Annotated in this window: 11 protein-coding genes; 8 read left to right on the top strand and 3 right to left on the bottom strand. The window is 41.6% G+C overall.

The window, feature by feature from the left end; translation table 11 throughout:
* Position 1: 1 nt before the first annotated feature.
* From AC1DYT_RS15555 to AC1DYT_RS15545, 3 genes are all read left to right on the top strand, one after another.
* A complete protein-coding gene (locus AC1DYT_RS15555) occupies positions 2-397 on the top strand; it encodes an SRPBCC family protein (RefSeq protein ID WP_477470500.1) in 396 nt (131 codons plus the stop codon).
* Between the two features lie 562 nt (positions 398-959).
* Positions 960-2582, top strand: a complete 1623-nt coding sequence (locus AC1DYT_RS15550; protein ID WP_477470499.1) for an ABC-F family ATP-binding cassette domain-containing protein — start codon at positions 960-962, stop codon at positions 2580-2582.
* Positions 2583-3300: 718 nt separating this feature from the next.
* The gene (locus tag AC1DYT_RS15545; protein WP_477470498.1) at positions 3301-3741 is read left to right on the top strand and encodes a tetratricopeptide repeat protein; all 441 of its coding nucleotides are present in this window, start codon (positions 3301-3303) and stop codon (positions 3739-3741) included.
* A gap of 477 nt (positions 3742-4218) precedes the next feature.
* Here the strand turns inward: AC1DYT_RS15545 and AC1DYT_RS15540 are convergent, their stop codons facing one another.
* A complete protein-coding gene (locus tag AC1DYT_RS15540; RefSeq protein WP_477470497.1) occupies positions 4219-5364 on the bottom strand; it encodes a hypothetical protein in 1146 nt (381 codons plus the stop codon).
* A 139-nt stretch (positions 5365-5503) separates the two neighbouring features.
* On the opposite strand from AC1DYT_RS15540, the gene AC1DYT_RS15535 reads away from it, so the two are divergent.
* Positions 5504-6055 (top strand): REP-associated tyrosine transposase, encoded by a 552-nt coding sequence (locus AC1DYT_RS15535; protein ID WP_477470496.1) that lies wholly within the window; start codon positions 5504-5506, stop codon positions 6053-6055.
* Between the two features lie 180 nt (positions 6056-6235).
* Positions 6236-6553 carry a hypothetical protein gene (locus AC1DYT_RS15530; RefSeq protein ID WP_477470495.1) on the top strand — a complete coding sequence of 106 codons (318 nt, stop codon included), beginning with the start codon at positions 6236-6238 and terminating at the stop codon, positions 6551-6553.
* Between the two features lie 285 nt (positions 6554-6838).
* On the opposite strand, the gene AC1DYT_RS15525 is transcribed toward AC1DYT_RS15530, so the two are convergent.
* Entirely contained in the window at positions 6839-7360 is a 522-nt protein-coding gene (locus AC1DYT_RS15525; RefSeq protein ID WP_477470494.1) for a hypothetical protein, read from the bottom strand.
* A 301-nt stretch (positions 7361-7661) separates the two neighbouring features.
* Here AC1DYT_RS15525 and AC1DYT_RS15520 point away from each other — a divergent pair, with 301 nt between their 5' ends.
* The 3 genes from AC1DYT_RS15520 to AC1DYT_RS15510 all read left to right on the top strand — a co-directional run bounded on the left by AC1DYT_RS15520 (position 7662) and on the right by AC1DYT_RS15510 (position 11354).
* Positions 7662-8615 (top strand): Fic family protein, encoded by a 954-nt coding sequence (locus AC1DYT_RS15520; RefSeq protein ID WP_477470493.1) that lies wholly within the window; start codon positions 7662-7664, stop codon positions 8613-8615.
* A gap of 144 nt (positions 8616-8759) precedes the next feature.
* Complete coding sequence (locus AC1DYT_RS15515) at positions 8760-10190, top strand: S41 family peptidase (protein WP_477470492.1); 1431 nt, start codon at positions 8760-8762, stop codon at positions 10188-10190.
* A gap of 348 nt (positions 10191-10538) precedes the next feature.
* The gene (locus tag AC1DYT_RS15510; protein ID WP_477470491.1) at positions 10539-11354 is read left to right on the top strand and encodes a carboxypeptidase-like regulatory domain-containing protein; all 816 of its coding nucleotides are present in this window, start codon (positions 10539-10541) and stop codon (positions 11352-11354) included.
* Between the two features lie 167 nt (positions 11355-11521).
* Here AC1DYT_RS15510 and AC1DYT_RS15505 read toward each other — a convergent pair whose 3' ends face one another.
* On the bottom strand, positions 11522-12346 hold the full coding sequence (locus AC1DYT_RS15505) for a hypothetical protein (RefSeq protein WP_477470490.1): 825 nt from the start codon (positions 12344-12346) through the stop codon (positions 11522-11524).
* Position 12347 lies beyond the last annotated feature (1 nt).

Genomic DNA, 12347 nt, shown 5'->3' with positions numbered 1-12347 from the left:
AATGAGCGTATTCGAAAGTAAAGTATTGGTTAATAAACCAATAAGCGAAGTTTATATTTTCCTGGCGGATATGAATAACCATGGGCAACTGATGCCCGAAAATGTTATTGGCTGGCAAGCAGATAAGGATGTGGCGAGCTTTGAAATACAGAACATTACCAAACTGAGCCTGAAGATAGATAACCGCATTACCAACCGCGAGATAAGGATAGTGCCGGCAGAGAAACCACCCTTCGATATGGAATTGAAATGGGTGCTTGCCGAGCGCGGCAACCAAACCGAAGCCGTGTTTACCATAGATGCCAACCTTAACATGCTGATGAAGATGATGGCATCGGGCCCCTTACAAAAGCTTACAGAAAACGAAACCCAAAGACTAGCTGTTATTTTTAGCTAATCCTTGGGCTTGCTTGGGGGCACAAAGTGTATAATATATGCTATTAATATACTTCTCGTTCTTCGGTGTTGCGCAGCGCCATTACAATGTTAACGGCAACTAAACAGATGATTACAGATCCCATAACTATTCGACTTATAAAGGTTAATTAAAAATTCTTTCTTACACACAAGTCAAAGGATGTTCCAAATGGTAGATTCGGCTGTAAATAATTAATAAATGTTCTAAAATCGGTTAATAATCGGTTAAATATTGGTTAAGTATTCCCAAAAATACACCTTAATAACGTATTGTCAAGTGGTTTAGTTTCATTTGTGTAACTTAATCTACAGCTAAATTTCGCTTTTTGGGGAATTATTATCCATAGTGTAGAATTGACAATTTCTTAGCAAGAAATACCCCAAATTGATGCTAAATACCCATGCTTATGCCTGAATTTTTATTGAAATAATAAATGTAGATGTAACAGTTCATTTTTTTCATCCATCTTGGCAATTCCCGCCAGTTATTCATGCTAAAAAATTAAGTATTTAACCGTATTTTTGCCGAAATTATAAGTGCAATGATCACGGTATCTAATCTATCCTTACGCTACGGAAAGCGTACTTTGTTCGAAGACGTAAACCTGAAGTTTACGCAAGGCAATTGCTACGGCATTATCGGCGCAAACGGCGCGGGCAAGTCTACCTTCCTGAAAATATTATCTAAAGAGATCGACCCTAGCAGCGGATCGGTAAGCTTTACGCCCGGCGAGCGCATGGCCGTGCTTAGCCAGAACCACTACGCTTTTGACGAGTTCACCGTATTGGAAACCGTGATGATGGGCCATAAGGAAATGTATGCCATAATGAAAGAAAAGGATGCCATTTACCTTAAGGAAGATTTTACCGATGCCGATGGCGAACGCGCCGGCGAATTGGAAAACCTTTTTGCCGAAATGGACGGCTGGAACGCCGAGAGCAATGCCGCTACCCTATTGAGCAACCTGGGTATAAAAGAGCAATTCCACTATCAGTTGGTGAAGGACCTGGATAACACCCAAAAGGTACGCGTGTTATTGGCGCAGGCTTTGTTCGGTAAGCCTGATATTTTGTTGCTGGATGAGCCTACCAACGATTTGGACATCCACACCGTTACCTGGCTGGAAGATTTCCTGGCATCGTACGAGGCCATCGTTTTGGTGGTATCGCACGATAGGCACTTCCTGGATACGGTTTGTACCCACGTGGTGGATATCGACTTCTCTAAAATGACCATCTACACCGGTAACTATACCTTCTGGTACGAAAGTAGCCAACTGGCCCTGAAACAACGCAGCGACCAGAATAAGAAAACCGAGGACCGCGTAAAGGAACTGCAGGAGTTCATCCGCCGCTTTAGCGCCAACGCCTCAAAATCTAAACAAGCTACCAGCCGTAAAAAGGCCCTCGATAAAATCAACCTGGATGAGATACAACCATCTAACCGCAAGTACCCGGGCATTATATTCAACAACCTGGGACGCGAAGCCGGCGACCAGATATTACAGGTAGAGAAACTGAGCAAAAGCCTAAACGGCGATTTGCTATTCTCGAATATAAACCTGCTGGTGAATAAAGGCGATAAAATTGCCATACTATCCAACAACAGCCTGGCAACAACGGCTTTATACGATATCCTTACCGGTCGCGATAAGGATTACAAAGGCAGCTTTAAATGGGGCGTTACCATCAACCCTGCGGATATCCCTATCGATAACTCCGAATACTTTAAAGGCAAGGACCTGAACCTGATCGACTGGCTGCGCGAGTATTCGCCCGGCGAAAAAGACGATCAGTTTATCCGCGGCTTTTTGGGCCGCATGCTGTTCAGCGGCGAAGAGGTATTGAAGAAAAGCAATGTATTATCGGGCGGCGAGAAGATGCGCTGCATGTTTAGCCGTATGATGCTGCAACAAGCCAACCTGCTGATGTTTGACGAGCCAACCAACCACCTCGACCTGGAATCCATCACAGCGCTTAATAATGGCCTTAAAGACTTCCGCGGCACTGTCCTGTTCACCTCGCGAGATCATGAACTGGTAGAAACCGTAGCCAACCGCATCATCGAGATTACCCCCGGCGGTATCATAGATAAATTGATGACCTACGATGAATACATCAACAGCGATGTGGTACAAAAACAACGCGATGAAATGTACGCGTAAGGCGTAAGGAAGTTGTTAGCTGAAAGCATTATTTATCATACCTATCATAGCGATGGGTTTAAAACCTTGAGTGTTCGAAACGTACGGTCATGTCCGCATCGCGAGTTGACTCACCCCGACGGCACTATCGTGCGTCGACCCTCCTTGCTTCGCAAAGAGGGTAAAATTTTGTCCTACACCCTCTTTCCGCTTGCGGAGAGAGGGTCGGGCAGCGATAGCGTACCCGGGGTGAGTCAAATATGCGAGGGATAAGAAGTCAATTCAAGGTTTCGAACACCCAAGGTCTAAAACCCATCGCTATGATAAAACAATCCGTCGCCATGCTGAACTTGTTTCAGTACCCCACACGGCAGGTCATCGGCACGCATAGCGGCTGAGCAATTGGCCACTTTTATGATGGGGTGTTGAAATAATCAACATGACGGGTGTTTTTTTGATTTTACGCCCCCCCCCCCGCCGGGTCAAGCGTCCCGCTTGAACCAAAGCAAATGTAAGCGCCCCGCTTACAACAACGCTTTTGCAATGTCAGGAAACATGCGCATATTTATTACCATGCAACTCAGGTCAGCGAGACGCTGACATGTATGTGGGTTCAAGCGAGACGATTGAACCGGCGAGGGGACGTTTCCAAGCAAGCTCCGCCTGGGTTCAAAGAGTGGTGGGATAAACAGCATCCAGACAAACCATTTTAGTTTACAAGCATGAAAGGAAAATACGAATGAAAGGACAACATGCATACAACTTAGCGAAAGTGATTCATATGAAAATGTACGATAATTCGGCTAGTTTATCACTAGAAACGCAACATAGTCTATATATGGAGTATTTTGAACTAATTAAAAAATCAGCTTATTTGGGTAACATAGAAGCGATGTTCGATATGGGACAACAATATGAAGATATTAGTTATCTAGGGATTCCTAACCCGTTATATAACCCGAAGAAATGCGTATACTGGTATACCAAAGCTTGCAGAAACATGCATGGTGAAGCATGTAATAATTTATCAAACTTTTACGCACTTGGGGAAGGCTGTAAGCAAGACTTTGACTTAGCTTTGCAACTGCTAAAGAAATCATCCGACTTGGGGGCTTCTTTAGGGAAGAAGAATTATAGAATGAAAATTCGACATTTGGCTAAAACAGGCAATTATCTGTGAGTTTCTCCGTCTAGCGCGGGTGGGTAGCCTTTTCCGCCTTTGTTGGTGTTCGTGGTGCTGGCCGTTGTTGTGCGTTATGACCAACAACTGAAGCGCGGGAATGCCCCCGGCGGTACCATATGCTGGTGGGCGCGTGCTTTGTGTGTTTACCCTTCATTCGCAGTAGGGATTGAAAGGGGAAGCCGCCCGCGCGGGGCCTGGGTGGCAGTCAGGGAGGCCGAAGCGCAGCGTAGCCCGATAAAGCCCGGGCCGAAGGCACTGCCATAATGCTTTTTCACTTACCGCTACCCCCCCCTACACCGATTACTATATCAGCCCCTACTTTCAACGAAAACGGGCGGGTGGTAAAAACGTATTACAATGCGCTTACCGACTCCCCACCTGGCGCGAGTAGCAACGCAGGCGCAGCGCGTGGTGTACTCGTGCCTAAGTACTTGCAAGGCAGCTGGCTATATGGTCATAGGACCAACAAAGGCATCAATCGGCATATGCGGTGCGGTACAAGGTATTCGCCTTAAGGTAAATCATGTTATTTTGAAAATCTAACACTGTATTGAATCGTTTCAAAATGTCGGTTCCCAAAATATGAATACTTGCTCCCCGGAGCGGCTTGTTCTGTCCGATTAGCTGAGCAGGCACATCAACCAGCTCATAGTCTCCCAATTTCAACATTTTCAGATTGGCAGTGATTACCGGGATTTCATTGCCTTTAATGCCGTGCATGATCACTTTTTTAATGACCTTCATATCCCCAACCGGAAATTGTGCCTGTTTCAGAAGGTCATCATCCAGCATAGCCGTTCTTTGATAACCCAGGTCGAAGAGGAACCAGTTTTTACTTTTGCTATCGCGTTGATATATTTCGCCTTCGATAAAGGGCTTGTTCTTAAAATACCTGATCTTAAATTTTGAATAGGTATGGTCTTTTGCTATCTGCCCTGGCATTTTAGAACTGACGATCATCCGGTTGTGATCATAATCAAGTTCTACGATCATCCCATCGAAGTTGTCCCATCCTATAAGCCCGTCAGTTTCGTTTCCTGCAAGCCGGATATCATAGATTTTGCTTTTAAAATTCCCTCTTCCGATCTTTAAATTATAAAATGCACTATAAAGCCTGGGATTAGACTTGATCTTTTGCTTTAGCGCATCTTCTGTAAAAGAAACCTCGGTGGCGCCGGTATCAAAGTTCATCATAAGCGTATCGGCATTATTGAAAAGCACCGGTATGAAGTTGGTATTGAACTTGTTTACAAAAAAAGGAATGGTGTCGTGAACTTCGGGCGATAACTTACTGAAGTTCTTTACTTCCGGGCTTTGGATGCGCGTAAGGCAGGTATCTTTACCATTCAGGAGAACTAAAAAATCTTTATACTGGCCGGGTTTCAGTCTGAAGCTGATGGAATCAATATCGGTCTTAAATTTTATTAATGAAGTTTTGACCAGTTTTCCTGTAATGTGGGCATCCAGCTTAATTTTAGGGTTGATAGTCCAATTGGACGCCGGATCATCCTTTTCGTAAATTTGTGCTTGTATAGAGGTAGCTTTGATAAGGGGCAGCTTGTTCTGGGCCTCGCTTTGTGCAATAATAGAAAATAATAAAAAAGTAAATATGCACTTCATGATAGGGGTTTCAAGTTTTGATTAGTTAAAGGTAATCTTAAATTAACAGCGGGGTATGTATTTGTATAATTATAAGCCCTGGTAAGTTCCTACCCCACCCCGCCGGTTCAAGCGTCCCGCTTACAACAACGCTTTTGCAATGTCGGGAAACATGCGCATATTTATTACCATGCAACGCAACGCCTCAACCGACGAACTTTACTTTGTCACGCTAACCGTAGTAGACTGGATAGACGTGTTTACCCGTCGCTATTACAGCGATTTCATCATCGAAAACCTGGCTTGGTGCCAGCAAAACGCGAATCTCAATATTTACGCCTATGTTATCATGACCAACCATATCCACATGGTGGCCAATGTTACTGATGGCTCACTGGGCGATGTATTGGGGCGCTTTAAAAGCTACACATCAAAAGAACTCTATAAGATGATAGCCGCCAACACACAGGAAAGCCGGCGCGAATGGATGCTGAAGGCTTTTGACAAGGCGGGTAAACACAACGCGGTAAATGAAAAACATCAATTTTGGCAGAACGGGAATTATCCTGTTGTACTTTATACACCTGCTGTTATCGAGCAAAAAATCGATTACACTCATGAGAATCCGGTAAGGGCCGGGTTCGTGGGTTCGGCACATGAGTACTGGTATAGTAGCGCGAACCCTGAAAGTCCGCTACAGATTATTTGGTGATGTTGGCAGAGTGCCGGCTGGTACGTGTGTTTCGGCAGATTTAGCAGTCGAAAGCTTGTGAATCCCGCTAAAAATCGTTTCGTTACGTCAGCGGGACGCTGACATGTGTGTGGTTCAAGCGGGACGCTTGAACCGGCGAGGGGCGTAAGTTATACTAAACCGCTATTTGAATAGATAAATATGGACAAGGACTTAAAGTTATTTCTGGCGATTTCCGTTACAATGTTTTTGTTATTTTTCGGTTTTTTTATATACCGTTCAAATGTGGCATTTAGTAAAAACTTATCTTACAATTTTGCGGGGGTGATACATGCTGTCACCTATGATGAAAAGGGCACGCCAATAATTCAAATAAATAACGAGGAATATATTTTAAATGCCGGTTATGATTTCGAATATCAAATAGAAAAAGGTGATACCTTAAAGAAAACAAAGGGGGCTTCCACTTACACGCTGATTAAACATAAGACCGGAAAAGTAATTGTATTCAGAAATTAAGGGAACTGAGTTAAAATATGGCCCCCGCCGGTTCAAGCGTCCCGCTTGAACCAAAGCAAATGTAAGCGTCCCGCTTACAACAACGCTTTTGCAATGTCAGGAAACATGCGCATATTTATTACCATGCAACGCAACGGCTCAACCGACGAACTTTACTTTGTTATCAGCCGAAAGCCTGGAAAACCTGCTAAAAATCATTTCGTTACGTCAGCGGGACGCTTGAACCGGCGAGGGGTTGGCCTCAGCCGTTGTTGGTCTTGTGACCATAGCCGTACACTTATGGAATTATTTTAGCGTTTTATCTAAAACCCGACTTAGTTTTACCACTTGTCCAATCGCGAAAAAATCGCCTCCTTTTGTTTCGTCTGGTCGCAATATAAATGCAACATCAGCTTTTATTGCTTTTTCCAAAGCTTCCAATTCCAAGGCCGTTACCAACGTATTTTTCTTTAGGATGAATAAAACCTCGAGGACTTTGCCTGAGGGAGCTACGTAGAGTGTCATTGTTATTATATTTTCGGGCGATAGCTGCTGAAGTCTCGACTCGCTAAAAACCTGTTGAAAAGCGTTTAACAATCCCGATTTATCCGCTCGTTCAACAGATGTGATATTAGTTGGTGCTACCCTGGGTATTTTATGTGTTAAAATATTGCTGCTGTTGCTAACAATCAAATTGTTAAATTGATCTAATTTTGTAGCAAATGAAGCCGACTGTGCCTTAATGACCGTATTAGGCTTTAAACGCTGAGCACAACATATAGTAGCAATACATATAAATACTGCTAAAAGTGAAGCGATTTTTTTCATATTTATCTTAATGAGAACAAACCCGAAGAATTTGCTAAATTAAACATTGGGTTAAGCATTTAAATAATTAGTGAATACGCCTATTTAGCAAAACACCCCTTTGCATTTTCGACCTAAGCTGTTGCAGGCCGGTACGTGGGTTGCGGCACAAGATTAATGATATAGCAGCCGAAAGCTGGAAAACCCGCTAAAAATCATTTCGTTACGTCAGCGGGACGCTTACATGTGTGTGGTGTATACCCCTCATATTGCAAACCTACAATAGTTCGTATATTTGATAGTATCAAATGATAGTATCAAAATGAATCCACCTTACGAAATAACGCCAAGAATATTAAAGCTAATTACCTCTATTTCCCAAAAAATAGGAGAAGTAAATGCAAAACATTTGGTAAGACAAAATCCTAAACTTAGAAAAAAAAATCAAATAAAGACAATTCATTCTTCATTGAGCATTGAAGGGAATACACTATCAGAAGAGCAAATAACTTCCATTATAGAAAACAAAAGAGTTGTTGGACCCGAAAAAGACATCAAAGAGGTATTAAATGCTCTTGAAGTTTATAGAGAACTAAAAAAATTTAAATACAATTCAGAAAAGGATTTTCTAAAGGCTCATAAACTGCTAATGAATGGGCTGGTTTTAGATCCTGGAAAATATAGGACTAAAGGAGTTGGAATAGTAAAGGGCTCTAAAGTTGAGCATATCGCACCTCCATTTTCAAATTTAAAATATTTGATGAATGAATTATTTCAGTACCTGAAAGACAAATCAGAACTAACGCTTATAAAAAGTTGTGTTTTTCATTACGAAATGGAGTTCATTCATCCTTTTATGGATGGCAATGGGAGAATGGGGAGACTGTGGCAAACTTCGATCCTAATGAGCGAATACCCACTATTTGAGTTTTTACCTTTTGAGACATTAATCTCAAAAAACCAAAATGATTATTATAATGCCCTTTCAATTTCAGACAAAGAAGGCAAATCAACTATATTTATAGAATTTATGTTGAATATAATAGATCAATCATTTGATGAATTATTAGAAAACGACACCAAAAGATTGAATGAAACTGAAAGGTTAGAGATTTTCTTAGAAAGTTATAATGAAAAATTTACTCGAAAAGACTACATGAAACATTTACCGGAAATATCAACTGCTACTGCGAGTAGAGACCTAAAAAATGGTTTTGAGAATGGACTAATTGAAAAATTTGGAGATAAAAAAACGACCTGTTATAAAAAGAAATAATACGCCTAAAAAGGGTTTTGCAAAATTGACGGAAAATGTTCTTCTATATTGCATAATAAATTAATGTAACCGCCAACATCGGCAAGCCCCGGGTCGTTATGTGCCATTTTAGAGCGACAGTACAGCAACTAACAAGAAAAAATAATGAAAAGACTTTTAACTTTTTTATCCCTCGCTATTGCAAACTTGTCTTTTGGACAAAATTGTAATTGCGACAGCTTATTTTTGCAAACTCAAAAAATTGTAGAAGCCAATTACGCAGGTTGGTTTGACAAAGTAACTACAAGTAATCAAACAGCTTACAATGGGTGGACAGTTAAACATTATTCATTATCAAAAAAAATTAATACTGACAGTTCATGTGCAAAACAAATACAAGAATGGATTACTTTCTTTAGAGACAAGCATTTGCGAATTAAATACAATAAACCAAAAGAATTTTCGGACAACAAAACAGAACCAAAAGACTTTCAAATTCTAACCACTAACTTGACACAAAGTCAAATAAATAATTACTTCTCAAAAGCAAAAAAACTTGACCTAATAGAAGGCATTTATGAAAGTTCAAGCTATAAATTAGGTATTACACAAGTGAAACCCAATTTATTTTATGCAACCATAATTAGCACTAAAAACGAAAATTGGAAAGTAGGGGAAGTTAAATTGGTGATTAAAAAAACAGGAACCAAGTATGAAGGTACATTTTATGAAGGCGATAAATCAGACATTTCTACCCATAAAGTTCAAGTAGTAGATAACATTCTTGATTTTGACATTGTGTTCTATGAAAAAACATTTCCAATAGTTAAAACAAAAAGAGATATTATAGAATATGAAATGTCAAAAGACAGATATGCGCCAAGTTTAACTTTTAAAAACGATGTTGCTATTTGGAGATTTCCTTCTTTTGAAAATAATACTTATGAACAAACAGCATATCTTTTGAAAAAATATAAAGATAAGTTAGAAGCAACGCCATATTGGATATTAGATATGAGCAACAATAGTGGTGGCGATTATAGTATTGGGCTTCAATTACTAGAATACATTTACACAAACCCAATTATATTTTACAATGCAGAAATGCGGTTGACAAAAAGCAATTTTGACATTTGGTATAAGAGTTACATTTCAAATTATTACGAGAGTTTGGATAGTGCTGGAAAAAATAAATTAGATGTGAGGTTTAACAAAATGAAGGCTAATTACGATAAAATGTATAATGAAGATGGCAAACCTACCGACACATTAAAAATGGCAAAAGCAAAACCTTTCCCCAAAAAAATTGCGTTGCTAATAAATGAAAATACTGTTAGTAGTGGTGAATTGTTTACTATGGTAGCAAGACAAAGCAATAAAGTTGTAGTCGTTGGCGTAAATTCAGGTGGAATGATGGACTATGGAAATGTTGTGCATTATAAAACAGCCTGTTCAACATTTCGCATTCAATTGCCAACCAACAGACAACTTTGGTTAGACACAGGATTTTCAGTAGACAAAGAAGGGATTAGACCTGACATTTATCTTAAGGGAAGTGACTGGACAGAACAAGCAATCAAGATAATTAAGAAATAAAACAGCACATAACAGGCGTTCCTATGTAAAGCAGTTTTCCTGAGAGTGTTAAATAAACTGTGTCAAAGCGTAATTAATTACCTTTACCCCGCCGGTTCAAGCGTCTCGCTTGAACCAAAGCAAATGTAAGCGTCCCGCTTACAACAACACTTTTGCAATATCAGGAAACATTTGCATATTTATTACCATGCAACTTACGTCAGCGGGACGCAGACATGTGTGTGGGTTCAAGCGAGACGCTTGAACCGGCGACGGGGCGCTTGAACCGGCGACGAGTGCTTTTGGTTTTTGATGAACGAAATGTATTTTAGTGCGTAACCATTTACTGCGAAAAACCGTCTTGCCAATATGAAAAACCTTTTCTTTACTGCCCTGTTCGCCTCTGTAAGTTTATTTGCCAAAGCACAGATTTTCGATGGCATTGTAAAAGATGCCAAAACCAACCAGAACCTCGAATTCGTGAACGTGGGTATCGTGGGCAAAGCCGAAGGTACCGTTACTGATGCCAACGGGCATTATAGCATATCGCTCACCAATAGCGATGCCGATAGCCTGCGCATCTCTATGGTGGGTTATGTGCCCCGCTCCTTCCTGATAGCCGATTTCCGCAAGGAATATAATAGCTATAAGACTATAGCCCTGCAGCCTGCGCTGCGCCAGCTTAACGAGGTGAAAGTAAGCAACCACAAATGGAAACAAGTGGTGCTTGGCAATACCACGCAATCACAATCTACCAACGCAGGTTTTACCAGTAATAAACTGGGCAACGAGATTGGTGCTATCATCAAAATAAAGAAATCGCCCACCTACCTTAAGCAATTCAACGCCTCTATAGCCAGCGATGTTACCGACTCTGTAAAACTGCGTCTCAACTTTTATACCGTGAAAGATGGCCGCCCGGATCAACCCCTGCAACAGCAAAGCATATTTGTTACCGTACATAAGGGCGATAAGAAGATAACCGTTAACCTGGAACCTTACTTCATTGTGGTAGAGGATAAATTCTTCGTGAGCCTGGAGTGGATAAAGGACTCCCGTGGACACGGTATTATGTTTTCGGCCAGTTTGTTTGCCAGTGCCGTAATATCGCGCGAAACCAGCCAGGCCGAATGGGAAAAAGAAAGCATGGCGGGCGTTGGCTTCAATGTTTTGGCGGAATATTAAGGGGAAACTTACTACGGCTATATGTGTAGTAATTAATCTCGCGCCAGGTGGTGTGCTACACCCGTAACCCTGACTCTTTGCGATTACACCCCGGCACGCAGTGGCAGTACAAATCCGTTTTATAACGATGCCCGGCGCAGTTGGTTACCCGCGCGCGGCCGAATAAGCTATTTACCTATCGTGGCTTGCAAAGCTTTCCAGTCGGTTTTGCTGATTACCTCGCGCACGCGTTGTTCATCGCCTTTTATCCAAATCACGATATTTTTTATAGGCCCCATGGTGGGTTCGGGTACTTTTACGGGTATTACCTCATCTTCAATATAATTGCGTTTACCGGTAAGTGGGGTTGATACAACTTTTACGGGCGCCGGCGTAATGATGATTAATGCTTCATCCATGTGCATATCATATTGGCCAACAGAGCCACCGTCGTCAGCCATCAACTCTGGCCCAACAGGCACCGTGTACAGGTATGCATAGCCGGTAATGGGTATATCCAACTTTATTTTTTTTGTGTTTGCCCGGTATCCGGCGGTCGAACTTATCATGTAGTTGGCAAAGGCATGTATGCGCAATTGCCTGCAATCGCGCATTTTATCCTGTCTGGCCAGCAGGGCTTTGTATTTGGCCTGGTCGGATATATTGTTTACCGCATCGTATTCCAATTGCTGCAACTGATTTTCGGTTTCCTCGGTTTCGTCTATAAATTTTATCTCGTAATATGGGTGGTTTCCTACCGGCTGGTTTTTATTATCAACCACGGTTAAAGGTTGCCGGGCTTTATTGAATTCGGCCCATAAAGAAAAATCACGGCAGTTGCACGAGTCGATGCGCCAGTCTTTATAATTTTTCGGGAAGGCTGCGCCCAGCCCATCCGAAATTTTTTGCCAGCGTTCTTTTTCGGCCGCAGTAAAAGGCCTAACTCCATTTTGCTGCGCGCACACCGTTGTAATTGCCGCAAATAGCAGCAGGGTAAAATAATATCGTTTCATA

Source organism: Mucilaginibacter sp. P1_D10 (assembly GCF_056406215.1).
Note: the sequence above shows the minus strand (reverse complement) of the source record. Positions and strands in the feature narration are given on the sequence as shown.